The sequence below is a fragment of the Luteibacter sp. HAY1-4A genome (assembly GCF_056755355.1).
In genome coordinates this window covers 52,032-75,826 of record NZ_JBNDHZ010000008.1, presented here as the reverse complement: position 1 = coordinate 75,826, position 23,795 = coordinate 52,032, and the positions used below count along the sequence as shown (strand labels likewise).

20 protein-coding genes are annotated in these 23,795 nt (G+C 67.7%); 11 read left to right on the top strand and 9 right to left on the bottom strand.

Annotation, left to right across the window (positions count from 1 at the left end):
- Nucleotides 1-83: 83 nt before the first annotated feature.
- Genes ACPYOD_RS04150 through ACPYOD_RS04140 form a run of 3 tightly spaced genes read right to left on the bottom strand, consistent with a single transcriptional unit; the run spans nt 84 to nt 2,054 of the window.
- A complete protein-coding gene (locus ACPYOD_RS04150) occupies nt 84-893 on the bottom strand; it encodes a DUF4198 domain-containing protein (protein WP_481300465.1) in 810 nt (269 codons plus the stop codon).
- 14 nt (nt 894-907) lie between these two features.
- The gene (locus ACPYOD_RS04145; protein ID WP_481300464.1) at nt 908-1,420 is read right to left on the bottom strand and encodes a DUF2271 domain-containing protein; all 513 of its coding nucleotides are present in this window, start codon (nt 1,418-1,420) and stop codon (nt 908-910) included.
- Between the two features lie 10 nt (nt 1,421-1,430).
- Nucleotides 1,431-2,054, bottom strand: a complete 624-nt coding sequence (locus tag ACPYOD_RS04140) for a PepSY-associated TM helix domain-containing protein (protein WP_481300463.1) — start codon at nt 2,052-2,054, stop codon at nt 1,431-1,433.
- Nucleotides 2,055-2,220: 166 nt separating this feature from the next.
- Here ACPYOD_RS04140 and ACPYOD_RS04135 point away from each other — a divergent pair, with 166 nt between their 5' ends.
- The 3 genes from ACPYOD_RS04135 (at nt 2,221) to ACPYOD_RS04125 (ending at nt 5,316) form a co-directional block, all read left to right on the top strand.
- Nucleotides 2,221-2,895, top strand: coding sequence for a response regulator (locus tag ACPYOD_RS04135; protein WP_481300493.1), 675 nt, complete (start codon nt 2,221-2,223; stop codon nt 2,893-2,895).
- The gene (locus ACPYOD_RS04130) at nt 2,888-4,300 is read left to right on the top strand and encodes a sensor histidine kinase N-terminal domain-containing protein (RefSeq protein WP_481300462.1); all 1,413 of its coding nucleotides are present in this window, start codon (nt 2,888-2,890) and stop codon (nt 4,298-4,300) included. The genes ACPYOD_RS04135 and ACPYOD_RS04130 overlap by 8 nt, the downstream gene beginning before the upstream one ends.
- A 152-nt stretch (nt 4,301-4,452) precedes the next feature.
- A complete protein-coding gene (locus ACPYOD_RS04125; protein WP_481300492.1) occupies nt 4,453-5,316 on the top strand; it encodes an alpha/beta hydrolase in 864 nt (287 codons plus the stop codon).
- Nucleotides 5,317-5,332: 16 nt separating this feature from the next.
- Here the strand turns inward: ACPYOD_RS04125 and tsaB are convergent, their stop codons facing one another.
- Both tsaB and creD read right to left on the bottom strand, forming a co-directional pair.
- On the bottom strand, nt 5,333-6,022 hold the full coding sequence (gene tsaB, locus ACPYOD_RS04120) for a tRNA (adenosine(37)-N6)-threonylcarbamoyltransferase complex dimerization subunit type 1 TsaB (protein WP_481300461.1): 690 nt from the start codon (nt 6,020-6,022) through the stop codon (nt 5,333-5,335).
- Nucleotides 6,019-7,353, bottom strand: a complete 1,335-nt coding sequence (gene creD, locus ACPYOD_RS04115; protein ID WP_481300460.1) for a cell envelope integrity protein CreD — start codon at nt 7,351-7,353, stop codon at nt 6,019-6,021. The genes tsaB and creD overlap by 4 nt, the downstream gene beginning before the upstream one ends.
- Nucleotides 7,354-7,546: 193 nt before the next feature.
- Here creD and ACPYOD_RS04110 point away from each other — a divergent pair, with 193 nt between their 5' ends.
- Entirely contained in the window at nt 7,547-7,768 is a 222-nt protein-coding gene (locus tag ACPYOD_RS04110) for a hypothetical protein (RefSeq protein ID WP_481300459.1), read from the top strand.
- On the opposite strand, the gene yoaA is transcribed toward ACPYOD_RS04110, so the two are convergent.
- Nucleotides 7,765-9,672 carry a DNA repair helicase YoaA gene (yoaA, locus tag ACPYOD_RS04105; protein WP_481300458.1) on the bottom strand — a complete coding sequence of 636 codons (1,908 nt, stop codon included), beginning with the start codon at nt 9,670-9,672 and terminating at the stop codon, nt 7,765-7,767. The genes ACPYOD_RS04110 and yoaA overlap by 4 nt on opposite strands.
- 48 nt (nt 9,673-9,720) lie before the next feature.
- On the opposite strand from yoaA, the gene ACPYOD_RS04100 reads away from it, so the two are divergent.
- A complete protein-coding gene (locus ACPYOD_RS04100) occupies nt 9,721-12,474 on the top strand; it encodes a valine--tRNA ligase (RefSeq protein WP_481300457.1) in 2,754 nt (917 codons plus the stop codon).
- A 138-nt stretch (nt 12,475-12,612) separates the two neighbouring features.
- On the opposite strand, the gene ACPYOD_RS04095 is transcribed toward ACPYOD_RS04100, so the two are convergent.
- Nucleotides 12,613-13,035: a DNA polymerase III subunit chi gene (locus tag ACPYOD_RS04095; RefSeq protein ID WP_481300456.1), complete on the bottom strand. Its 423-nt coding sequence runs from the start codon at nt 13,033-13,035 to the stop codon at nt 12,613-12,615.
- Nucleotides 13,036-13,045: 10 nt separating this feature from the next.
- The gene (locus tag ACPYOD_RS04090; protein ID WP_481300455.1) at nt 13,046-14,539 is read right to left on the bottom strand and encodes a leucyl aminopeptidase; all 1,494 of its coding nucleotides are present in this window, start codon (nt 14,537-14,539) and stop codon (nt 13,046-13,048) included.
- A gap of 97 nt (nt 14,540-14,636) precedes the next feature.
- Here ACPYOD_RS04090 and lptF point away from each other — a divergent pair, with 97 nt between their 5' ends.
- On the top strand, nt 14,637-15,740 hold the full coding sequence (gene lptF / locus ACPYOD_RS04085; RefSeq protein WP_481300454.1) for an LPS export ABC transporter permease LptF: 1,104 nt from the start codon (nt 14,637-14,639) through the stop codon (nt 15,738-15,740).
- A complete protein-coding gene (gene lptG / locus ACPYOD_RS04080) occupies nt 15,740-16,837 on the top strand; it encodes an LPS export ABC transporter permease LptG (RefSeq protein ID WP_481300453.1) in 1,098 nt (365 codons plus the stop codon). The genes lptF and lptG overlap by 1 nt, the downstream gene beginning before the upstream one ends.
- 19 nt (nt 16,838-16,856) lie before the next feature.
- Here lptG and ACPYOD_RS04075 read toward each other — a convergent pair whose 3' ends face one another.
- Complete coding sequence (locus tag ACPYOD_RS04075; protein WP_481300452.1) at nt 16,857-20,354, bottom strand: ATP-binding protein; 3,498 nt, start codon at nt 20,352-20,354, stop codon at nt 16,857-16,859.
- 123 nt (nt 20,355-20,477) lie between these two features.
- Between ACPYOD_RS04075 and ACPYOD_RS04070 the strand changes: the two genes are divergently transcribed.
- From ACPYOD_RS04070 to ACPYOD_RS04055, 4 genes are all read left to right on the top strand, one after another.
- Nucleotides 20,478-21,929 carry a GTPase gene (locus ACPYOD_RS04070; protein ID WP_481300451.1) on the top strand — a complete coding sequence of 484 codons (1,452 nt, stop codon included), beginning with the start codon at nt 20,478-20,480 and terminating at the stop codon, nt 21,927-21,929.
- Nucleotides 21,930-22,031: 102 nt separating this feature from the next.
- Complete coding sequence (locus tag ACPYOD_RS04065) at nt 22,032-22,655, top strand: YceI family protein (RefSeq protein WP_481300450.1); 624 nt, start codon at nt 22,032-22,034, stop codon at nt 22,653-22,655.
- On the top strand, nt 22,639-23,223 hold the full coding sequence (locus tag ACPYOD_RS04060; protein ID WP_481300449.1) for a cytochrome b: 585 nt from the start codon (nt 22,639-22,641) through the stop codon (nt 23,221-23,223). The genes ACPYOD_RS04065 and ACPYOD_RS04060 overlap by 17 nt, the downstream gene beginning before the upstream one ends.
- Entirely contained in the window at nt 23,220-23,786 is a 567-nt protein-coding gene (locus ACPYOD_RS04055; RefSeq protein ID WP_481300448.1) for a YceI family protein, read from the top strand. The genes ACPYOD_RS04060 and ACPYOD_RS04055 overlap by 4 nt, the downstream gene beginning before the upstream one ends.
- The last annotated feature ends 9 nt before the right edge of the window (nt 23,787-23,795 follow it).

Genomic DNA, 23,795 nt, shown 5'->3' with positions numbered 1-23,795 from the left:
GAGGCTCGTGGCGAGCGTGCCCGCTGCCGCGGGATCGCCGCTGAAGCGGCTCCCACAGAGTATCCAGGCCGTAATGCACAGGCTTACTGCGGCAGCACTTCCAGCGTCGCCGTGTAGGCGAGCCGGCGGTTCTTCGCTTCCTTCACCGAGGTGCGCTGGTCTTCGGTGGAAGCGTTCACCCAGTACATACCGGCAGCAGGCCAGGTGAAGCTGAACTTGCCGTCCTTGTCGGTGGTGGTGTCCATCTCGTCCTGCGCGTTGCGATAGCGCGTGGCGCCGTTGATCGCCACGACCTTCAGGTTCGCCGCGGGCTTGCCATCCAGCAGGAGCTGGAAAGTGGCCTTCTCGCCCGCCACCAGGTCGTTCGGCTGGCTGACCGGCACCAACTCCAACCCCTTGCCGACGGGTTTCAGCGCGCCATCGCTGGGCGAGCCCTGGGTGACGAAGGTTTCCACCCGCGACGCCACTTCGCCCACTTCCACGTTCTTGGCGCCGGCGGGAATCGCCGCCTTGAACTCGGCCGGTGTTCCGCGCCAGCGCTTCTTCTGGCCGTCCATCTCGTAGCTTGCGAACATGCCCTGGTTCACGAGCGCGAGACGATAGGTGCCCTTCTGCGGAACGGGCACGTCGAAGGTGCTGCGGTACTTTCCGGTGGCGGCGTTTTCCGCTTTCACGCTCGAGCCGTCGGGCGCCGTGATCACCAGCTGGTCGAGCTTCGCGGGAAAGTGATCGGGGTAGTAGAGGTCGTTGGATATGGCGGCATCCACGGTCACCCAGGCGTCGTCGCCGGAGATCACCGTGGCACTGGGCACCATCCACATCTTGTGGGCCTGTGCCGCGAACGGCAGGACGAGAGCGGCGCAGAACGCGGCGCGGACGAGCGTGTGCTTCATCGGAATGACTCCGGTCACGGGTTGAGGTCGAGATCGATCTGGCCGAGTTCTTCGCTGCCCTTGGCGGACAGGTGCACGGGCGCCTTCGCCGGCCAGTCGAACGGAATGCGCTGGGCTTCGCGGCCGCCGACTTCACGTGCGGCCTCCACCACCAGTTCGTAATGCCCCGGCGCAAGCGTGCCCAAGGGAGGCTTGCCATCGGCGAAGCGCAGGCGATGCTGGCCGGCGGGACGCGTGGCGCCGGATACGCCGTCGATCGGCATGGTCTGGTCGCGGCCGCTGCGCCGCCACCATTGGCGCATGTCCTTCAACCACTTCGTGCCTTCGCCGTCGGCCTTCTTCATCTCGTACCAGACGGCGAGGTTCGCGGCGACGCTGTGGTCTTCACGCTCGATCCATACCGCGACATAGGGCCGGTGATACTCCGCCACCTTCAGCGCCGGTATCTCCACGGTGATGTTCATGTCTGCCGCGACGGCGGGAGCGGCGCAACAGGTGCAGAGGGCGAGGATCAAGACGCGGCGCATGACGATTCCTTCAATGGATGAACACGAGGGCGATGACGACCGGCAGCACGAAGCCGAGGGCAACCATGGGCCAGGTCATTCCGCGCTGGGCGGCGTGCATCTTGAGCAGCACAAGGCCGGTCACCGCGAAGACGAGGCAGGCCAGCGCGAACACATCGATGAAGGCGCTCCACACCTGGCCGGTGTTGCGGCCCTTGTGCAGGTCGTTGAGCCAGGCGAGCCAGCCGCGGTCGGTGACCTCGTACTGCACGTCGCCCGTCTCGCGATCGATGCTGACCCATGCATCCCCGCCCGGCCTCGGGAGCGACACGTACACCTCGTCGTCGCTCCAGTCGCCGGCGCGTCCTTCGATGGGCGCGCCGGTTTCGGTGCGCACGAAAGCGGCCACGCCAGCCGGAACCGGCGCGGACTTCGCTCCCGGATCGGCCAACTGGCGTACCAGCGGCGCGGAAAGCGTCGCTACGTGGCGCGATACCTTCGGCGAGGCTTCGATGCCCGCGGCATGGTTGAGCGTGAAGCCCGTGACCGAGAAGAGCAGCAGCGCGACCAGCGACACGGCCGAACTGATCCAATGCCAGCGATGCAGGTGCTTGAGCCAGAACGCGCGGCGTTGCCGGTCGACGGTGTCGCGCATGTGTTCGGAAGCCCCTGGATAGCCATGATCGCAGCGAGCCATGCTAAATCAAATGGGAATCGTTCGCAATTGAGTGTTACGCGCCGCGCCCGTCTCGGGAAAGCGGCTTGAAAGCCTGCCGCGACAGGATGCGCGAATTCCTATCCGGAGCGTATCCTTGGCCCTCATGCGCATCCTTCTGGCCGAAGACGACGCCGCCATCGGCGCGGCAGTACGAGCATCGCTCGAACAAGGCGGGCATGCCGTCGATCACGTGACCGACGGCGCCAGCGCCGACCACGCCCTCCGGGACCACGATTACGACCTGCTCGTGCTCGACCTGGGCCTGCCGCTGCTCGACGGCAGCGAGGTCCTGCAACGAACACGCAAGCGCGGGTCGGGGCTGCCGGTCCTTGTGGTCACAGCGCGGGAAGGCCTGAAGGAGCGCGTACGCGTGCTCGACCTCGGCGCCGACGACTATCTCGTGAAGCCCTTTGCGCTCGCCGAATTCGATGCCCGTGTGCGAGCCCTGCTCCGTCGACGCACGAGCCAGGGCACCCCCGAATTTCGTATCGGGCGGTTGCGCCTGGACATTCCCGGACACCGCGCCTGGATCGGCGACACGGCGCTGGACCTCACCGCCCGCGAGTTCGGCCTGGTGGAAGCGCTTGCCCTGCGGGCCGACAAGGTCACCAGCCGCACCCAGCTGGTCGAGGCGCTGTGCAACTGGGACGAAGACCTGACCGACAACGGGCTGGACATCGCCCTGCACCGGCTGCGCAAGAAGCTGCAAGGCTCGGGAACCAGCGTGCGCACCATCCGCGGCCTCGGCTACCTCCTCGAAGAAAGCGCGGATGCCTGATCGCCGCCACGCGGCGGCGCGGCGGCCGTCACGCCCGAGCCTGCGGCGGCGGTTGCTTACCTTCCTGCTGGTGCCGGTACTAGGGGTGCTCCTCCTGGACGCGGTCATCGGCTACTTCCTGGCCCTGGCGTATTCCAACCGGGTGCACGATGCCACCCTCTCGGACAATGCGCTGACGCTTTCGGAAATGATCGGCAGCGACGCGCTGCGCGGCGAACTGACCGAGCAGGCGCGGTTCCTCCTCGAATACGACCCCAACGGGCGCAACTACTACACCGTGACCAGCGATCGCCACGGCAGGGTGATCAGCAATGCGATGCTGCAAGGGCCCTCGGTCGCCGTGGATGCCCCGCCGCGGCTCTACGACACGGAGCTGGGCCATCGGCCTCTGCGTGCGGCGACCATGCGGGTGCCCAGCCGCCACGACCCGGACGACGTGCTCACGATCACCGTGGCGGAAAACCTGCGCGACCGGCATGCCCGCGCACGGGAGATACTGCTGCTTACCCTGCCGATGCAGGCGCTGCTCATCGTCGCCGTGCTCTTCCTCGTGTGGCTGGGCGTGAGCCATGGCCTGCGCGTGCTGGAACCGTTGACGTCGCGCCTGGCAAGGCGCGAACACGACCTGGGGCCCATCGGCGAGGAAGACGTGCCGGTGGAGATCCTTCCGCTTACCCGCACCATCGACGACCTGTTCGCCCGCATGCGCAACATGCTGGGCCTGCAGGAGCGCTTCATCGCCGATGCCGCGCATCAGCTGCGCACGCCACTGGCGGGTATCCGGCTGCATGTGGAGCGCCTGGCGGACACCACCGATCCCGCGCAACGCGCCGACGCCATGGATCACGTGCAACGCCTGGCCGCCCGCGCGGCCCGTACCTCGGCGCAGCTGCTCGCCCTCACCCGCACGCAATCGCCGGACCTTCCGGACCGCGACGGCATGGCCGAGATCGACCTTGCGTCCGTGGTGCCCGAAGCCGTCGCGATGCGGGTGCACCAGGCGCTCGCGGCGGGCGTCGACCTCGGTTACGAGGGGGCGGAAGAACCCTGCTTCATCCGCGGCGACGCGCTGCAGGTACAGGAAGCGATCGACAACCTCGTGGACAACGCCTTCCACTATGCAGGGCGCGGCCATCTGGTGACGGTGTCGCTCACTCGCGGCGAGAACGACGTCGTGCTGGCCGTGGAAGACGATGGCCCCGGGGTCGACGACGCGTTCCTCGGGCAACTTGGCGAGCGATTCTTCCGCGTGCCCGGCGTGGATGAGAACGGCACCGGCCTGGGCCTCGCCATCGTCGAGAGCATCGCCGAGCGCCACGGCGCGCGCGTGGCCTTCCTGCACGCGGACGCCGGCGGCCTGCGCGTGGAGCTGCATTTCCCCGCGGCCGCCCCGCCCCAGGCGTAGCCGCTGCGGTAGCCGCCAACGCAACGCGGCAGGTCCGCCAGAAATTACGGCACGTTCCCGAGAACTGACGCCGCTGCCGGGAAAGCCAGCTGAAACGGCCGGTGGGCAACATACGCCGCATGCTGCGGACGATGACGAAGGGCCAGGTGGGCATGTCGCCGGCATTCCGGTTCGAAGGCGGGTCCGAAGGGGTCCTGCTGGTGCATGGACTCGGCCGTACGCCCGACGAAATGCGCGTTCTCGGCAAGGGACTGAACCGCGCCGGTTTTACTGTGCTGGGCGTGGCCCTGGCCGGACACACGGGGAGCGAAGAAGAACTGCTCGCCTCCAACTGGCGCGAGTGGTACGCGAGCGTCGAGGCCGCCGCCGAGGAGCTGCGCGGGCAAGTGGACCGGCTGTTCGTCGCCGGCTCCTCGATGGGTGCCCTCCTGGCGCTGCGCCTCGCCGCAATGCGTCCGGACTGGGTGGCCGGCGTCGGCGTGTTCGGCGCGACGTTCCGCTATGACGGATGGTCGACGGGTTGGGCCGCCCGCATGTCCTTCCTGTTGCCGCTGTGCAAGCGACTGGGCATCGGGCGTCATCGGCGACTGCTGCGATGGCCGCCGCGAGGGCTCCAGGAACAGCGCCTGCGCGAACACTTCGGCAGGACCATGCCGGGCGGTCCCGACGGCGCCTCGCAGCGCGACGGCGATCCGTGGCACGCGCTGGCGGAAACCGTGGAACTCGCACGCGATGTGCGGCGGCGCCTGCCGTCCGTGCTGGCGCCCTGTTTCATCGCGCATGCGCTGGACGACGAGGTGGCCAGCACCGCCAACGCGGACCTCGTCGCACGGCATGTCCGTGGGCCGGTGGAGATGCTGCTGCTCGCCGACAGCTACCACATGATCACGATCGACCGCGAACGTCGCATGCTCATCGAACGCAGTGCCGACTTCTTCGACCGCGTGGCCCGCGAGTCGCGCACCGTGGGAGCCGCTTCAGCGGCGATGGGTGCTCGCGACGCGCTGGCCCGCTGACACCTGATGCGAGCGATCAGGCCTTGCCCTGCTCCACGAGGGTGAGGGCGACCTTGTCGCGCAGGTACACCGGCAGCGCGAGTTCGGGGGCCACGGCCTCGCCATCGCGGAAACGGCGCGCGGCCACTTCCGCGACGTGCCGGGCCTGTGGATAGCGCGCACCATCCGCGGACAGGATGGTTGTGGGAATGCGACTGCGCAGGATCGCCTCGTACGTGGCCCAACCGGTGCCGACCACGTGCCATGCCGCCGCCTCAGGAAGCACCAGGGCTGCCGCCGTATCCACGCGCTCGCGGTCGAGCAGCACCACGCCGCCCTCGCCGTTGCGACGCCACGCGGCTACATAAATCTCGCCCATGCGCGCGTCGATCACGGAAAGGATGGCGGCATCGTCCTCGGGCGCTTCCAGCGCCAGTGCCTGCAACGACGACACCGTGACCACCGGAATGTCGAGCGCCATGGCCATGCCCTGCGCCAACGAAACCCCCAGGCGCACGCCGGTGAACGCACCGGGGCCGCGGCCCACCGCGATACCGTCGAGCGCCTGGCGTTTCAGCCCCGCTTCCGCCAACAACTCGTCCGCCATCGGAAGCACCAGCTCGGCGTGCCGGCGTGGCGCCACTTCGCTGCGCTCGATCACTTCGTCGCCATGGACGAGCGCGACCGAGCAGGCTTCCGTGGAGGTTTCGATGGCAAGGAAATTCATGGCGAATCCGGCATGGGGGATGGCGTGGTCTGCGCGTACCAGTCGATGCGGCGGGTGAGGTACATGAGCAGTGCGATGACTGCCACGAGCACTACCGATCCGATCAGCAGCGCGTACTGTTCGGCACCTATCAGGCCATACAGTATGGCGTAAACCAGGGCGAGCACGCCGCCGAGGGCCAGCCCCGCCCCGCGCGCACGCAGTGCCGCCATGGCATAGCCACCCACGATGAGCACCACGGTGGCCGCGGCCACGGCGTAGGCGGGCCCGAATCCGATCTGCTCCGACAGAGCCAGCAGCAGCACGTAGAAGCTAGTCATCGCCGCGCCCACCAGGAGGTATTGCACCGGATGCAGTCGCAGTCCCTTCAGCACCTCGAAAAGGAAGAACGCGACGAAGGTAAGGGCGATGAACAATAGCCCGTATTTCCCCGCGCGGTCGTTCTGCTGGTACACGCCGCCCGGCTGGTAGAGCTTCACGCCGAAGGCCGATGCCGCAAGCCGTCCCGCCACGTCCGTATCGGCGGCATCCCAGTGCTGGCCGTAGGCACGGTTGAGGTCGAGCACCTGCCACGACGCGTCGAATCCTCGCGCATCGATGCGGCTCTTTCCCGGAAGCAGCGCGCCGGTGAAGCTCGGGTCGGGCCAGGGCGCACGCACGCGCACGCCGTTCGTGCGCGCCAGCGGCAGCACCGAGAAGGATTCGGTACCGGCGATGCGGAGCGTGACCGAGAAATCCAGCGGCGTCTGTCGCTCCGGATCGATGGATACCGGCGTTGCGAGCACGGTGTACGGCCCCATGCGCGCGGCCGACGAGGACAACTTCGCCGTGTGCCCGTCCACCGTCAACGACGTGATGGCCTGCAGCCCGCGCGTGTCGGCGATGAGCAGGCGCAGTTCTGCCTTGTCCGGATACCACGTGGCGCCGCTTTCCGCGGCGAAGCGGCGCAGATCGTCGGGCAGGATGCGTCCGCGCAACGTTACCTCGCCCGTATAGACAGGCACTTCGTACATGCCCGCGTGACGGCGCTCGACAGACAGGTCGGCAACGGTCTCGATCTCGTCGGCCAGCACGATCTCGGTGCCGTCGCGCACGCTCACTACCTTGTCGTCGCTGGAGCGGGTTTCGTAACGCGTGGGCACCCCGAGCACGAAGCCCCCGATGGCCTGCGGGCCGCCCCAGCCTTCGGCGACGCGCGTGGAAGCGGCATCGCGCATGGCCTGGCGCTCGCGAACCAGGCCGTCCGCCTGCGAGAGCGGAATGAGCATGATGAGCGCGAGCATGCCGATACCGAGCACTTTGGCGGTGATGGATTGCATCCAGCGAAACATGGTCTTCCTCGTTTGTTCTCGTGGTCAGGGGATCGTCCCTCGCGGAACGGCGCCACGCGTGGTTCGTTTCTGGCGCCGTGCGGGCAAGCACTGGCAGAAAACGGCGCTTATGCTCACACCCGAAGTGAGAGTGTTCTCATGACGTACCCGTTCGTTCCGTGGAGGATGCACGTACCACTCCACCGAGGACAGCATGATGCTTCCCGTCCAGCTAGCGATGCCCCTGGCCCTGATGGTCGGCGCGGCCATCGCCGCCACGACCACGCCCCTCTGCGACGAGCCGGCACGAAGCGAAACCCCGCAACATCGCGCCGACCGTGCGCGCGCCGGTCTCCTCGACCACGGTCACCACGGTGCCCACGTGCGCATGCACGAACGGCGGCATCGCCGCCATCCGCACCCGCATCACCCTTAGGAGAAGAAACCGACCACGTCGGCCAGGTCGCGCGTGCGCGGCATGGGCGGCAGGCTGGCGAGGAACAGGCGGCCGTAGCCCTTCGTGCTGAGGCGCGGATCGCACAGCACAAGCACGCCGCGGTCGTGCACGTCGCGGATCAGGCGTCCGGCGCCTTGTTTCAGGGCGATCACGGCCGTGGGCACCTGCCATCCCATGAAGGGATTGATGCCCGCCTCTTCCAGTGCTTCCAGGCGGGCCTGCAGCACGGGGTCGTCCGGCATCGCGAAGGGCAGCTTGTCGATCACGACCACGCTCAACGCTTCGCCCGATACGTCCACGCCTTCCCAGAAGCTTGCCGCGCCCAGCAGCACGCCCCGTCCGCTCATCCGGAACTCTTCCAGCAGGCGGTGCCGCGGCGCGGTGCCCTGCACGAACAACGGCCAGGGCACGCGGCCCTCCAGCAGTTCCGCGGCTCGGCGCAAGGCGCGATGGGACGTGAAGAGCAGGAAGGCGCGGCCGTCGGATGCATCGAGCACCGGACGGATGGCGGCGATCACCCGGTCGGTGTAATCGCGTGCCGCGGGGTCGGGCAGATCCTTGGGCAGGTAGGCCAGTGCCTGGCGCTGGTAATCGAACGGACTCTCCACATGCAGCGTCCGCGGATCCTCGAGGCCGAGCTGGCGCGAGAAATGTCCGAAGTCGCCCGCGATCGAGAGCGTGGCGGATGTGTGTATCCACGCCGCGTCCGTGGACATGCGCATGGCTCGCAGCGGGGAGGCGAGGTCCAGCGGCGTGGCATGCAGCGCAAAGCCGCGGGGCCAGGTCTCGTACCAGCGCACGTCGCTCGCGGAGTGCTCCTCCGCAATGCGGTCGAGCCGCAGACTCAGCATCTGCGCCCGTTCGAAGACATTGGCAAGCCCGCGCGACCGCTCGCCGAGGGCGGCCAGGAGGTCGGCCATCGCGGCCATCACGTCGCGCAGTTCGCCGAGCAGGTCGCGCACCCCCGCCTCGCGATCGAGGGCGCCGAACGGGCCGCGCGACGGTAGCGGGTCCATCGCAAGGCGCAGCCGCTTCACCAAGTCCTGGATGGCCTCCACCGGCTCGAGCAACTGGCTCGTGGCACCGGTGACGCCCTGCGCCTCCGCCAACGCGTCCTGGCCCAGGTCGACCACCTGTCGCGAACTCACGCTCTGCGAGAAGAACTGCCCGGCCAGCTCGGGAATCTGGTGCGCCTCGTCGAGGATGAACGCGTCGGCGCCCGGCAGGATCTCGCCGAAACCTTCCTGCTTCAGTGCAAGGTCGGCCATGAGGAGATGGTGGTTCACCACGACCAGGTCGGCCTCCATGGCTTCCCGTCGCGCCTTCACGACATGGCAGTCCTCGAAGAAGGGGCATTCCGAGCCGAGGCAGTTCTCCGGCGTGGACGTGACCCGTGGCCACACCGGCGAATCCTCGGGGATGTCCGCCATTTCCATGCGGTCGCCGCGGCGCGTGCGCGCCGACCAGGCACGGATCGCGGACAGCTGCGAGACGAGCTGGCGGTCGGGATTGCCTTCCCGCACGGCCTGGTCCAGACGGTAGAGGCACAGGTAATTGGCCCTGCCCTTCAGCAGGCTCAGCCGGGCCCGGCTTCCCAGCACGGAGTGCACGCGCGGCAGGTCGCGGAAGAACAGCTGGTCCTGCAGGGCCTTCGTCCCGGTGGACACGATGATCTTGCGCCCCGACAGCAGGGCCGGTACGAGGTAAGCGAAGGTCTTGCCGGTACCGGTACCCGCCTCGGCCACGAGCAGGTCGCGCTCGGCGATGGCGGACGCCACGGCCGAGGCCATGCGCTGCTGGGCCTCGCGGGGCGCGAAACCCGGCACTTCGCGGGCGAATGGACCTTCCGCGCCGAGGATCGCGGCCACTTCGTGTTCAGTCATCCGCCAAGTATCGCCTACAATGACGGTCTTTACGCCCTGAGCCCACGCATGGACAAGAGTTTCGAGCCCAGTCAGATCGAGTCGAAGTGGTACGCCCACTGGGAGTCCAACGGCTATTTCAAGCCGTCCGGCAAGGGCACGCCCTACACGATCATGCTGCCGCCGCCGAACGTCACGGGCACGCTGCACATGGGTCACGGCTTCCAGCACACCATCATGGACACGCTGGTGCGCTACCACCGCATGCGCGGCTTCGACACGCTGTGGCAGCTCGGCACCGATCACGCCGGCATCGCCACCGAAATGGTGGTGACCCGTCAGCTCAACGCCGAGGGAAAGCAACGCGCCGACCTCGACCGCGACGCGTTCATCGCCCGCGTCTGGGAATGGAAGAAGGAGTCCGGCGGCACCATCGGCCGGCAGATGCGCCGCCTGGGCGTGTCGGGCGACTGGAGCCGTGAAGTCTTCACCATGGACGAGGGCCCGTCGAAGGCCGTCGCCGAAACCTTCGTACGCCTGCACGAAGAAGGCCTGATCTATCGCGGCCAGAAACTGGTGAACTGGGACCCGGTGCTGAAGACGGCCATCTCCGACCTGGAGGTGGTCAGCGAGGAGGAAGACGGTTCGCTGTGGTCGATCCGCTACCCGCTCGCCGACGGCTCCGGCGAACTCGTCGTCGCCACGACGCGTCCGGAAACGATGCTGGGCGACGTGGCCGTCGCCGTGCATCCGGAAGACGAGCGCTACGCACACCTGGTCGGCCGCATGCTGAAGCTGCCGCTGTCGAACCGCGAGATCCCGATCATCGCCGACGACTACGTCGAGAAGGACTTCGGCACGGGGTGCGTGAAGATCACCCCCGCGCACGACTTCAACGACTACGCCATCGGCCAGCGCCACGATCTGCCGCTGATCAACATCCTCACCGACGACGCGAAGATCAACGACGCGGCGCCGGAGAAGTACCGCGGCATGGATCGCTACGTCGCGCGCAAGGCTGTGCTGGCCGATCTCGAGGCCGAGGGCCTGCTGGTCGAGACGAAGAAGCACAAGCTGCAGGTGCCGCGCGGCGATCGCACCGGACAGGTGATCGAGCCGTACCTCACCTGGCAGTGGTTCGTGAAGATGGACACCCTGGCCGCGCGCGGCCTCGAACTGGTCGAGCACGGCCACGTGAAGTTCGTGCCCGAGAACTGGATCAACACCTACCGCCACTGGCTCGGCAACATCCAGGACTGGTGCATCAGCCGCCAGCTGACCTGGGGCCACCAGATCCCCGCGTGGTACACCGACGGCGGCGCGATCGTCGTGGCGCGCGACGAGGCCGAGGCGAAGGCCAAGGCCGCCGCGCAAGGCTATACGGGCGCACTCCGCCGCGACGCCGACGTGCTGGAAACCTGGTTCTCGTCCGCGCTGTGGAGCCACTCCACGCTGGGCTGGCCAGACCCGAAGGCACAGGCGGAGCGCGGCTTCGACCGCTACCTGCCGACGAACGTGCTGGTCACCGGCTTCGACATCATCTTCTTCTGGGTGGCCCGGATGATCATGATGACCGACCACTTCACCGGCGAAGTGCCGTTCAAGGACGTCTACGTCACGGGCCTCATCCGCGACAAGGACGGCCAGAAGATGTCCAAGTCGAAGGGCAACGTGCTCGACCCGCTCGACATCGTGGACGGCATAGGGCTCGACGACCTGCTCGACAAGCGCACGCGCGGCCTCATGCAGCCGAAGATGGCGGAAAAGATCGACAAGGCCACACGCAAGGAATTCCCCGAAGGCATTCCGGCCTTCGGCGCCGATGCGCTGCGCTTCACCTTCGCCTCGCTGGCCACGCACGGCCGCGACATCAAGTTCGACCTCGAGCGGTGCGCGGGCTACAAGGCCTTCGTCAACAAGCTGTGGAACGCGTCGCGCTTCGTGCTGATGAACCTGGGTGAAGGCACCGTCGCGCCTGTGAAACCCTCCACGGAAGCCGAGCGCTGGATCCTCACCCGCCTGGGCCAGACCCTGGCCACGGTGAAGGAGCAGCTTGCCCTGTACCGTTTCGACCTCGCATCGCAGGCGCTGTACGAGTTCACCTGGAACGAGTTCTGCGACTGGTTCCTGGAGCTGTCGAAGCCTGCGCTCAACGGCGGCGACGCCGCCGCGGTGGCGTCGACGCGGTACACGCTCGTGCACGTCCTCGAGACGCTGCTTCGCGCGCTGCACCCGCTGATTCCGTTCGTCACCGAGGAAATCTGGCAGCACGTGCGCCCGCTGCTCGGTATCGAGGGCGACACGATCATGCTGCGCCCCTATCCCGAGGCCACCGACATCGTGGCCGACGACGCCGCCACGGCGGAAATCGAATGGGTGAAGGACGTGCTGACGGGTGTGCGTCGTATTCGCGCCGAGATGAACATCGCGCCGGGCAAGGTCATCCCCCTGCTGTTCGCCGATGGCGACGCCGCGGATCGCGGTCGCGCGGAGAAGTTCGCCGCGCAGATCGCCTTCCTCGGCCGCGTGGAATCGCCGGTGTGGGTGTCGGGCGAGGAGCCCGCCGCGGCGGTCGCCGTGGTCGGCGGCATGCGCGTGCTGATTCCACTCGAAGGCCTGATCGACGTGGGCGCCGAGAAAGCGCGCCTCGCGAAGGAGATCGCGCGGGTGGAAGGCGAAATCCGCAAGTGCGAAGCCAAGCTGGGTAACGCGAACTTCGTGGCGAATGCGCCAGCCGAGGTGGTGGAGCAGGAGCGCCAGCGCATCGCCGACTGGACCCGCCAGGCGGATGCCATGCGCGAGCAGGCGCGCAAGCTGGGCTGAGCACGCTTTGTGTGGGAGCCGCTTCAGCGGCGATGCAAGCACCCCATCGCCGACAGGGTCGGCGATGGGGTGCTTGCGATTAGCTTGCCCGCTGCCGCGGTATCGCCGCTGAAGCGGCTCCCACAGAACCGGTACCGATCACATATCGTGCTTCGTGACCTCGAAGCCGGCCTGCTTGTATTGCGTCCACCGCGCTCGTGAACCCTCGCGTTCCGCCGGGTCGGCCGCGACCACCTCAAGCACGCGGTCGAACTGGCCGGGGGCGCAGGTGTCCCGCAGGTTGATCACCAGCGGACGATCAGGCGTTTCCACGCCCGGCGGCACGATCAGCACCGCCGTGTTGGCGTCTTCCTCATCACCCGCCAGCTGGTGCGGAATGAAGGCGTCCTCGTCGAAAGCCCACAGGTATTCATCGACCGCTTCCGCCTGCTCGAAATCCCGCGTGAGGATGAGCGTGGGCTGCTGCGCGCCGAACGCACGCTTCGCGAGTTCGCAGACCAGCAGCAGCGGATCCTCGCGGAACCGCGGTTTGTCGATCAGGTAGAAGTCGGCGCGCGGCATCGGTTCGGGATCAGCCGGCCGCGGCGACGCGGTCGAGTAGCCACTGGGTCAGCAACGGCACCGGGCGGCCGGTGGCAAGACCCTTGCGACCTTCGTCCCAGGCGGTGCCGGCGATGTCGAGGTGCGCCCAGCGGCGGCCTTCGGTGAAGCGGGCAAGGAAGCAACCGGCGGTGATCGCGCCGGCGTACTTGCCGCCGATGTTGGCCACATCGGCGAAACCCGACTCGAGCTGGCTCTGGTAGTCGTCCCACAGCGGTAGGCGCCACGCGCGGTCCAGGGTGGCTTCACCCGCCGCCAGCAGTTCGGCGGACAACGTCTCGTCCTTGGTCATGAGGCCGCTGGCGTGCTTGCCCAGGGCAACGACGCAGGCGCCGGTAAGCGTGGCGGCGTCGATGATGGTGTGCGGATCGAAGCGCTTGCCGGTGTAGGTAAGCGCGTCGCACAGGATCAGGCGGCCTTCGGCATCGGTGTTCAGCACTTCGATGGTGATGCCCGACAGGCTGGTGAGCACGTCGCCCGGGCGATAGGCCGCACCGTCCGGCATGTTTTCCACGGCCGGAACCACGCAGACGAGGTTCACCGGCAGCCGGAGCTTCACGGCGGCCACGAAGGCGCCGAGCACACCGGCGGCGCCGCACATGTCGAACTTCATTTCTTCCATGCCCGGGCCGGGCTTGAGGCTGACGCCACCGGTGTCGAAGGTGATGCCCTTGCCGACGAAGGCATAGGGACGCTCGCCCTCCTTGCCGCCGTTCCACTGCAGGATGACGAGGCGCGGGGCGTTGGCCGAACCGCGGGCGACCGCGAGCAGCGAACCGAAGCCTTCGCGCTCCATGTCGGCGCGGTCGAGGCTTTCGAAGGTGACGCCATCATGGGCGTCCGCGAACGCGCGGGCCTGGTCGGCGATGTAGTCGGGGTTGCAGATGTTCGGCGGCAGGTTGCCCAGTTCGCGCGCATAGCGGACGCCTTCGGCGATGGCGCGCGCCTCGGCGATGCCGGCCTCGCCCTCGGCGGGGCCCACGAGCGTGACCGATGCGAGTTCCGGCTGCGCCTTGTCGCGCGGCTTCACCGTGGCGGTGTAGCGGTAGGCCACGTGGTCGGTGACCAGGGCGGCCACGCGCAGGCGCCAGGCGGCGTCGCGGCCCGGCACGTCGACCTCGGGCAGCCAGCTGGCGGCCTCGGCGACAGGCAGGCGGCCGATGGCGCGGGCAGCCTCGGTGGTGACCCGCTGGTAGCGTGCCGCGTCGAAGGTCTTCTGTGCGCCCAGGCCCACGATCAGCACGCGGGAGGCGGCCACGCCGGCCGGGTGCAGCAGGGTGACGAGGTTGCCGACCTTGCCGGTGACGTCGCCGGCCTCCACGAGGCGCTTGATGGCGCCGTCCGCCGCCGTGTCGATCCGCGCCGCGGCGCTGGTCAGGACGCCGTTCTCGTAGACGCCGACCACGGCCACCGGGGTGGCGGTCGATTCGGGAGCATGGGAACCGAGGCTGAACTGAACCGTCATAGCTAACTGTCCTGCGAAAGCCTGCCGGGGCCCGGACAGGCTAGACTTATGGTTTGCCGGCAGGGACTGACGCGGCACGAACCGCCAATTCTATCAAATGCTCAGCATTCTCGACCGTTACTTCCTGCGCGAGCTGGCCTACGGGGTCCTCGCGACGGCCATCGTGCTGCTGGTGATCTTCGCCGGCGGTGCGTTTGCGACCGTCCTGCAGAAGGTCGCCAACGGCAGCATCCAGCCCAGCGTGATGTTCGAGGTGCTGGGCCTGCAGATGGTGGACCTCCTCTCCACGCTCCTGCCGATGTCGGCCTTCCTCGGCACCCTCATCGCCCTGGGCCGCATGTACCGGGAAAGCGAAATGCACGTGCTCGCGTCCTCGGGCATGGGCCCGCGCGGCATGCTGCGTCCGGTCACCCTGCTGGCCGTCGCCGCCACCATCGTGGTGGGCCTGGTCTCCCTCTGGCTCGGCCCGCTCTCCTCCCGCACCGCCGACCAGGTCATCGCGGCCGCCAACAAATCGGTGATCGCCGCAGGCCTCGATGCCGGCCGCTTCACCGAGCTGCCCGGCAAGGGCGGCATCATCTTCGTCGACACCTTGAGCCGCGACGGCACCGTGCTCGGCAAGACCTTCCTCGCCACCGACCGTACCGACAGCGACGGCAAGCCGCAGGTCCGCGTCGTGAATGCCAGGAATGGCCGCATGTACCAGGAAAGCGACGGCCAGAGTCGCTTCCTCGCCTTGTTCGACGGCTGGCAGTTCGAGATCCCGCTGGGCGCGGACAACTGGCGGCGCATGAAGTACGAGCGCAACGACATCTCGCTGTCGAACATCGCGGACGACGACGAAGACACCGATCCGGCGCATGAGTCGTCCACGACGGACCTGTTCAAGTCCCTCACACCCGATAACCTCGGCGAACTGGTGTCCCGCTTCGCCGCCCCCGTCAGCACCCTCGTGCTGATGATGATGGTGCTGCCGATGTCGCGGCAGGCGCCGCGCGATGCCCGCTATGGCCGCCTGCTCATCGCCGTGCTCGCCTACTTCCTCTACGTGGTGTGGCAGCTGATCGCGCGCGCGCAGATCATCAAGGGCCACCTGCACACCTCGGTCCCCATCTGGCTGCTGCACGTCATCGTCTTCGCCGTGGCGGCTTGGTATTTCTGGCGGCAGAACGCTCCGCGGCGCGTGAAGGGAGCCCATTGATGGCCACGCTCACCGTCAAGCGTGCCGACCGGCTGATCGGCGCCAGCGTCCTGGGCACCCTGCTGCTCGTCTGGCTGGTGCTCACCGGGTTCGATGCCCTCACCCAGTTCGTGCGCCAGCTCGGCAACATCGGCAAGAACGGCTTCACGCTCTACGACGCCATCGCGTACATCATGCTCACGGTGCCCCGGCGCCTGTACCAGATGTTCAGCAACGCGGCGCTCATCGGCGGCCTGCTCGGCCTGGGTGGCCTGGCCGCCACCGGTGAACTCACGGCACTGCGCGCCGCCGGCATGTCCAAGCTGCGCATCGCCGTCTCGGCCGCGGGCGTCGTGGCCGTGCTGACGCTGGCGGTGGTGGTCATGGGCGAAACCGTGGCGCCCTACGGCGACCAGCACGCGCAGGCCATCCAGGTGCGCATGCGCTCCAGCAATCTCGGTTCCACCAGCAGCGGCCTGTGGGCTCGCGACGGCGGCAAGATCATCAACGCCAAGTCGGCCATCGCCACGCAGGACGGCGACCGCGCCACGGTGAAACTGGTCGATGTACGCGTCTACGACTTCACCCCCGACGGACAGGTGAAGACGTTCTCGCATGGCGACAGCGCCATCCACGACGGCAACCACTGGGTCATGACCAACGTGCGCACCACGTCGCTCGATGCGGCGGGCACGCATTCCACGCACGAGGACACGCAGACCTGGGCCTCGAAGCTCAATCCGCACGTGCTCGAGCAGTCGGTCATCCACCCCGAATACCTGTCGATGAGCGACCTGCGCCGCAACATGCGCTACCTCGAGGCCAACGGGCAGAATCCCGGTGCCTATGCCGTGGCCTTCTGGGGCCGCGCGCTCTTCGCGGTGAACACGCTGGTGCTCGTGCTCTGCGCCATGCCTTTCGCCTTCGGCTCCCTGCGCTCGGGCGGCCTCGGCAAGCGCCTCTTCATCGGCATTATCCTCGCCATCGGCTGGTACTTCCTCCAGGGTGCGATGGTGAACTTCGGCACGGTGTACGGCCTGCCTCCGCTGTTGGCGAACCTGTTGCCGACATCGTTGCTGATCGTGGGCGCGCTGGCGTATTTCAGACGCTTCGGCTGACCGCCGCGCCGGCGTCGTTTCAGTGCTCGGGCACCGTGCAAACGCTCTCGAGCATACTGTCCAGGTCACTGCCGGTCATGGGCTTCCGCACCAATGCATCCATGCCGGCTTCCCTCACCGCGGCGAGTTCGTCGCCCGCGGAGCGAGCGGTAACGGCAACGATGGGGATGTCGCCTAGCGCATCCATGCGCCGCACCATGCGCGCTACCTGGAAGCCGTCCATCATCGGAAGGTCGAGATCCAGCAGCATCGCGTCGAAACTGTCGCGCGACAGCTCCGTCATGGCGGCGAGTCCGTCGCCCACTGCCGTCACCACGTGGCCGCGTTCACGCAGAAGGCCGACGATCACCTCGCTGACCACCGCATCGTCTTCCACGAGGAGCAGGCGCTTGCCCGTCACGCTCGGCGCTGCCGGTGGCATACGCGCGGTGCAGTCGCCGCAATGGCAGGGCACGAGGGGGACGCTCACCACGAAGGCGGTACCGTGCCCCGGGTCGCTGCGCACGCGGATGTTGCCTCCCATCAGCGTGCACAGCTCGTGGCAGATCGCGAGACCGAGTCCCGAGCCCTGCGCGCGCTGCGGCGAGCCACCCTGCTCGAATCTCGAAAACACTCGCGCGCAGAGTTCGGCCGACATGCCCGGCCCGGTATCCGTCACCGTCATCACGAGCAAAGCACCCTCGTAGCCTACGTGTAGCGACACGCCGCCCGATTCCGTGAACTTGACCGCGTTGTTCACGAGGTTCTGCAGGACCTGCCGGAGTCGGATGGTGTCGCCCCGAACCGATTCGGGCACGTTCGCATCGAACGCCGACGACAGGCTTAAGCCTTTCTCCCGTGCGTTTCCCGCGGCCAGGGCGATGACCTCGCCGGCCACCGCGCGCAGGGGCACGCATTCGGATTCGAGCACCAGCCGCCGGGCCTCGATACGGGTGAGGTCGAGCGCGTCGTTCACGAGACGAAGCAAGGTCGTGCCTGACCGCCGTACGGCTTCCACGTACGCGCGCTGTGTTTCGTCCAGTGGCGTGCTCGCCATCAGCTCGGCCATGCCGAGCACCCCGGTCATCGGTGTGCGGATCTCGTGGCCCAACGTGGCCATGAAGTCCGTCTTTGCCGCGTTGGCTTCCTCCGCGAGACGCCGCTGCTGTTCGGCGAGCTTGAGACGCATGGCCTGACGCACGCGACGGCGCGTGCTGAGCACAAGGGCCGCGATCGTCGCGATGAAGAGAAGGACATAGCTCAGCCATGCCCACCAACGCAGCCACGGCGGCGAATCGACGACGATCGTCAACGGGTGGGATAGCGTGCCGGCGACCTCGTCGCGGCCGGCGCCCGAGATGCCGAGGCTGTAGACACCGGCGGCCAGCGGACCGAAGGCGCGCTGCCCATCCTTGCCCGTACGCATCTTCGTGATTTCGCCATCGTGTTCGAGGGAGAACACGAGGTGGTTGCGGTCGGGATTGACGTAGGAAAGCGCGCGGGCGCCGACGACCAGCTCGCGCTCGTTCCACGCAAGGCGGAGCGTGTCCTTTTCGATGGGCACCGGTACGCGCGTACCGCCGCGCAGTACCGAGGCGCCAAGCACCACGATGGACGGTTTCCGCGTGTGGTCACGCTGCCGGTCGGGCCGGAAGCCGACCAGGCCGCCGAGCGTGGCGCCGTACATCGTGCCGTCGTCGAGTTGCACCGTGGTGGCGTTGGTGAATTCGCCATTCGCCAGCCCGTCGGCGAGTCCGAACGGGCGGAATTTGTCAGTGCCCGGATCGAAGCGCCACACGCCGGTTTCGCCGTAAAGCCAGAGGCGCCCCGCGACGTCGCGGCGCACGTTGAGGATGTCCGCCGAGGGAAACCCGTGCACCCCCTTGACGCACCGGTCGCGTTGCGCGTGCCGTCCGTCCCAGCGGTAGTGTTCGAGGCCGTCGGGACGCACCACCCAGAATCCGTCCTCGTCGGGTTCGAAGGCGTTGATGCGGCCCGCGGCCACGCCGGGAATGAAACGCATGTCGCCCGAGGAACGATCCATGCGGGCGAGGCCCGCCAGGCTCGCCTGCCATAGCTCATCACCGACGACTTCGATCTGCCGCGTATCGGCCATGCCGCGGCGCGACGCGGCAAAGGGAATCGAGCGTGCCCGGCCCAGGTTCGCGTCCAGCTTGAACAACCCCTGCCCCATCGCCGCGACGTACACCGTATCGTCCGGGCCTCGGGCGAGCATGGTGACGGGATGGTCGATGCTTGCCCGCAAAAGGGGCCGCGTCTTGCCGTCGCGGCCGAGTGAGAGGCCGTTCACCGTGCCGATGAGCAGGCCGCCTGGCGTCTCCAATAGCGACTGCACGCGCATGGCGTCTATGTCGAAGCCTTCCGACGTCTTGCCCGTGGCGGGATCGAAGCCACGAATCCAGCCATAGAGACCGCCGACCCAGAGTTTGGTGCTTCCCTGCGCCGCCACCGCCTTGACCGTGCGGCCCGGGAAACTGAAAGGATCGGTGGCCACATGGGCGAAGCGGGTGAAATCGTCCCATGCAGGGCCGAGGTAGGCGAGGCCCCCGTCGCTCAATGCGAACCACAGGCCATGTTCGCGATCTTCCAGCATGCCGCGCACGGTGCGCCCCGGCAGTCCGCCCTGTGCCGTCCAGGCGCTGCGTACCGCGTGAAGGCGGCCGTAGCGGTCGAGCATGCGCAGACCATCGGGGCCCGACACCCAGAGGATGCCGTGGCTGTCTGCCAGCGAGGCGTAGAAGGGCGACGCCGCGAGGCGACGGTCGCGATGGAGGAGCCCGTCGGGGGCCAGCCGGTACAGGCCGCGCTCGGTCGCGAACCGCAGCTCGGCCGCGTGACCGTCGATGCGCAATACGCGCGGGTGGCTTCCATCTTCGAACGCCACCGGCGTCATGACGCCCGCCGCATCGACCACATCGACGCCGGCGTCGGTGCCGATCCACACGCGACCATCATCGGAGGCATGCAGCGCGCGAATGGAGGCGGACGACGGACCGTCGGACCCGGCGACCCGCTCCTGCCACTGGCTGCCATCGGAGCGCATGTGCATCAGGCCGCTGCCGGTGCCGATCCAGATGGAGCCGTCGCGCGCCTGCGCAATGGCGCGCACGTCGTCGTCCACGAGTTCGTCGCGCCATTGGACGAATGTGCCGCGAGCGGCGTCGTACCTGCCGAGCCCCAGGTCTGCGCCACCGATCCAGACGCGATCTTCCGCGTCGACGAGCAAGGCCGTCACGCCGCCGGCGGGTAACGAAATCGTCTTCTCCGGACCGGTGCCGGGCGTCACGAACTGGACACCGTCGAAACGGGAGAGCCCCACCGACGTGCCGACCCAGATGAAGCCCTGGCTGTCCTGGGCCACGGCGTGCACCTTGCTGCTGGGAAGCCCCTCGAGGAGACCGTAGCTGCGGAACTGGGGTGTCGGCACGGGCGGCATCGTGACGGCGGAGACGGGGAAGACCACGAACCAGCCGATCGCGACCGCGAGGATCCATCCGGGGACGAGCGTGTAGTACATACGCGAATTCCTGTTGCGCTCCCGATCATGCCACGCAGGTCGACCAGGGCAACTGGGAACTCCCTGACAAGTGCGTAGTCCTCCGCCCACATCGGAGCCGACTCGTGGCACTAGAATGCGGACATGTCTTCCCGGCTTCGCCTCCTCCTGGCCGCCGTCGGCCTGCTCGCCCTCGTTTGGCTGCTGCTGGCGGCGCTCGATCGCGCGCTGGCCCTGGCCCAGCGTTTCATGGGCTTGCCCACGGGCATGCGCTGGCTACTGGGCGTCGTCGTGCTCCTGATGGTCCTCGCGGGAATCGCTTTCGTAGCCTGGTGGCTGCGCCCGCGCAAACCCCGGCCACCGGTCGCAGCGCCGGACCGTGCCTCGCTCGAAGCGCGGATCGAACGGCTGCGCGAGGCGGAGACGGATGTTGAGGAACTTCGCAAAGAACTGGGCGAGCTCGACCGCCGCCGCGTGAGCGCACGCACCTATCTCGCGGTGTTCGGCGAGATTTCCACCGGTAAGTCGACCCTCATCGGAACCCTCGTGCCCGGTGCCGCGCCGGCACGCGATGTGCGCGGGGGAACGACGCGCGACGTGACTACTTACGACATGTCCGTCGACGGCCAGGATTGGACGGTCGCGGATGTGCCCGGCTCCTCCGAAGCGGATGGCGAGGCACGCGAGCGCATGGCGCGCGAGGAAGCGCTGCGTGCCCATGCCGTGGTGTATGTCTGCGCGGGCGACCTCACACGCACGCAAGGCGAGGAATTGCGCTGGCTCGGCGACTTCGGCAAGCCGCTGGTACTGGCGGTGAACAAGGCGGACCAGTGGAGCCCCGAGGAACTCGACCGTATCCTGGGGCACGTACGCGAACAGGCCGGTGGCGTCCCCGACGCGGTGGTCGCGATCAGCGCGGGCGGCGAGGAACGCTTCACGCGGCGCCTCGCGAACGGTGGCACGGAGGACGTTACACGCCGTCGCGCCGCCAACGTGCAGCCGCTGCTGGATGCATTGCGCCGCCTCCTCGCGTCCGGTGCGGCCGCGCTGGAGGGGCAGCGCGAGAACGCGGTACTCGCGGGCCTGCACGAGCGCACCGGTGAGCGCGAGCGGGCATACCGCGACGAAGAGGCCCAGCGTATCGTGCGCCGCTATGCCCGCCGCGCCATCGTCGGGGCCATGGCGGCCGTGGCGCCCGGCAGCGACCTCATCATCCAGGGCGCACTCGCCACCGGCATGGTGCGCGCGCTGGCGGCGCTCCATGACGTTCGCGTCACCGACGTCGAGGTCGACAATCTCTTGCGCCAGGTACGCATGACCGTGCGCACCGGCACGTCCGTCGTGCTCGCGATCGCCGGCAATGCCCTGAAGGCCTTCCCGGGCCTGGGCACGCTGGGCGGCGGCGTCTTGCACGCCTTTGCCTATGCGCTCATCTTCGACAGCTTCGGCAGGGCATTGGCCGCCACGCTGGCCGAACGGCACACGCTCGACCAAGACGACGCCAGTGCGCGCATGCGCGAATTGCTGGGCGATGCCGGGGCGTCGCGCCTGCGCCAACTGGCCGAATTGACCGGCGAGGCGCTTCGGAATCGCTGAGCGAACGATGCGTTCACCTCCGGCGGGCTGACAACCTGGCCCCACTCGCGCCACACTCACCTCTATCGGCCGGCTTCCGGCCTCGTGCGACAGGCCACCTGCATGCGTCACGCCCGCCATCTCGTTCCGATCCTGCTTGCGTTCGCAGCGCTGCCGGCGATGGCGGCCCCGGTCGTCTACCGCATCGATCCCGTGCACAGCCAGGTCGTCTTCAACGTCGACCACAACGGATTCTCCCGCTCGTTCGGTCGCCTGCGCATCGCCGAAGGCAGCATCGCGTTCGACCGCGACGACTGGTCGAAGTCGTCGGTGCAGGCCACCATCGACCTGGCGTCCATCGACATGGGCGACGCCGACTGGGACAAGGCCGTGCGCGGCCCGAACCTTCTCGACAGCGACCGTTCCCGCACCGCGCGCTACGTAAGCGAGTCGGTGGAGAAAAGAAGCGACGACGAAGGCGTGGTGCACGGCAAGCTCACCCTGCGCGGCACCACGCTTCCCCTCGACATCCCGTTCCGGGTGAACCGCGTGGGCAAGACCATCTACGGCCTGCACACGGTCGCGGGTTTCTCGGCCCAGGTGTCGGTCGACCGTATCGCGTACGGCATGACCGCCAATCGCGGCTCCATCGGCACCGACGTGTCGGTGTGGCTCGAAATCGAGGCCATCCGCGGCGGCGCCGCCCCTTCCAACGACAAGGACACCCCCGATGCCCCTGCGCAGTGACCACACCCGCTGGAGCACCGTCGTCAAGACATTCCATTGGACGATGGCGTTGTTGATCCTCGGCAACGGCGCTTTCGCCTACTGGATGGATGGCCTCAAGCCGTCGCTGCACAAGATCAACATGTTCGCGCTGCACAAGTCGATCGGGCTCACCGTGCTGGCGCTGTTCTTCCTGCGCCTGCTGTGGCGGGCGGTCGACCGCCGTCCGCCGGACGAACCGGCGCCGGGCTGGCAACGCGCGGCCGCGCATACGGTGCATGGCTTCCTTTACCTGTTGATCGTGGCGATTCCGTTCAGCGGTTGGGCTTTCAATTCGGCGCACGGATTCCCGTTGCAGTACTTCAAGCTGTTCAACCTGCCCGCGCTCGTCGAGAAGAACGACGCGTGGTCGGACATCCTCGAAAACGTGCACATCTACCTGTTCTGGTTCCTGCTCCTGGTGCTCGTCGCCCACGTGGGCGGGGCCCTGAAGCACCACCTCGTCGATCGCGACGACACCTTGCGCCGCATGCTGCCCTTCGGCCGCGCGAAGCGAAGCGCATCCAACCCTCCCGGAGAAACCCCATGAATCCGACGTTCCGCCGCCTGTCCGTGCTCGGTCTCGCGCTGGCCCTTCCCGTCGCCGCCTCCGCGGCGGACTACAAGGTCGGCCCCGGCAGCACCCTCGGTTTCAGCGGCAAGTTCCAGGGCCAGCAGTTCGACGGCAGCTTCGGCAAGTTCGACGCGGCCATCAGCTACGATCCCGCCAACCTGGCCACGTCGAAGTTCGACGTGACCGTCGACGTCGCCACGGCGAAAACCGGCGACGGCGACCGCGACAAGGCCTTGCCCACGTCGGATTTCTTCGACGCCTCGAAGTTTCCCAAGGCTCGTTACGTCACCAACGGATTCAGCAAGGACGCGAAGGGCAATGTCGTGGCGAACGGCAACCTCACGCTGCACGGCGTGACGAAGCCCTTGGCGCTGAAGGTCGTCACTTTCAATCCGAATCCCGGCGGTGCCCGCCTCTCGGTCACCGGCACGCTCAAGCGGCTCGACTTCGGCGTCGGCAGCGGCGATTACAAGGACACCTCGACCATCGCCGACGAAGTCCTGGTCAACGGCACGCTGAACCTGTTGCCGGCGAAGTAACGGCATACG

Excerpts from the sequence above, each read along its gene's own strand:
- ACPYOD_RS04150 (WP_481300465.1), bottom strand. The coding sequence starts at position 893 with ATGAAGCACACGCTCGTCCGCGCCGCGTTCTGCGCCGCTCTCGTCCTG.
- ACPYOD_RS04145 (WP_481300464.1), bottom strand. The coding sequence starts at position 1,420 with ATGCGCCGCGTCTTGATCCTCGCCCTCTGCACCTGTTGCGCCGCTCCC.
- ACPYOD_RS04140 (WP_481300463.1), bottom strand. The coding sequence starts at position 2,054 with ATGCGCGACACCGTCGACCGGCAACGCCGCGCGTTCTGGCTCAAGCAC.
- ACPYOD_RS04135 (WP_481300493.1), top strand. The coding sequence starts at position 2,221 with ATGCGCATCCTTCTGGCCGAAGACGACGCCGCCATCGGCGCGGCAGTA.
- ACPYOD_RS04130 (WP_481300462.1), top strand. The coding sequence starts at position 2,888 with ATGCCTGATCGCCGCCACGCGGCGGCGCGGCGGCCGTCACGCCCGAGC.
- ACPYOD_RS04125 (WP_481300492.1), top strand. The coding sequence starts at position 4,453 with ATGTCGCCGGCATTCCGGTTCGAAGGCGGGTCCGAAGGGGTCCTGCTG.
- tsaB (WP_481300461.1), bottom strand. The coding sequence starts at position 6,022 with ATGAATTTCCTTGCCATCGAAACCTCCACGGAAGCCTGCTCGGTCGCG.
- creD (WP_481300460.1), bottom strand. The coding sequence starts at position 7,353 with ATGTTTCGCTGGATGCAATCCATCACCGCCAAAGTGCTCGGTATCGGC.
- ACPYOD_RS04110 (WP_481300459.1), top strand. The coding sequence starts at position 7,547 with ATGATGCTTCCCGTCCAGCTAGCGATGCCCCTGGCCCTGATGGTCGGC.
- yoaA (WP_481300458.1), bottom strand. The coding sequence starts at position 9,672 with ATGACTGAACACGAAGTGGCCGCGATCCTCGGCGCGGAAGGTCCATTC.
- ACPYOD_RS04100 (WP_481300457.1), top strand. The coding sequence starts at position 9,721 with ATGGACAAGAGTTTCGAGCCCAGTCAGATCGAGTCGAAGTGGTACGCC.
- ACPYOD_RS04095 (WP_481300456.1), bottom strand. The coding sequence starts at position 13,035 with ATGCCGCGCGCCGACTTCTACCTGATCGACAAACCGCGGTTCCGCGAG.
- ACPYOD_RS04090 (WP_481300455.1), bottom strand. The coding sequence starts at position 14,539 with ATGACGGTTCAGTTCAGCCTCGGTTCCCATGCTCCCGAATCGACCGCC.
- lptF (WP_481300454.1), top strand. The coding sequence starts at position 14,637 with ATGCTCAGCATTCTCGACCGTTACTTCCTGCGCGAGCTGGCCTACGGG.
- lptG (WP_481300453.1), top strand. The coding sequence starts at position 15,740 with ATGGCCACGCTCACCGTCAAGCGTGCCGACCGGCTGATCGGCGCCAGC.
- ACPYOD_RS04075 (WP_481300452.1), bottom strand. The coding sequence starts at position 20,354 with ATGTACTACACGCTCGTCCCCGGATGGATCCTCGCGGTCGCGATCGGC.
- ACPYOD_RS04070 (WP_481300451.1), top strand. The coding sequence starts at position 20,478 with ATGTCTTCCCGGCTTCGCCTCCTCCTGGCCGCCGTCGGCCTGCTCGCC.
- ACPYOD_RS04065 (WP_481300450.1), top strand. The coding sequence starts at position 22,032 with ATGCGTCACGCCCGCCATCTCGTTCCGATCCTGCTTGCGTTCGCAGCG.
- ACPYOD_RS04060 (WP_481300449.1), top strand. The coding sequence starts at position 22,639 with ATGCCCCTGCGCAGTGACCACACCCGCTGGAGCACCGTCGTCAAGACA.
- ACPYOD_RS04055 (WP_481300448.1), top strand. The coding sequence starts at position 23,220 with ATGAATCCGACGTTCCGCCGCCTGTCCGTGCTCGGTCTCGCGCTGGCC.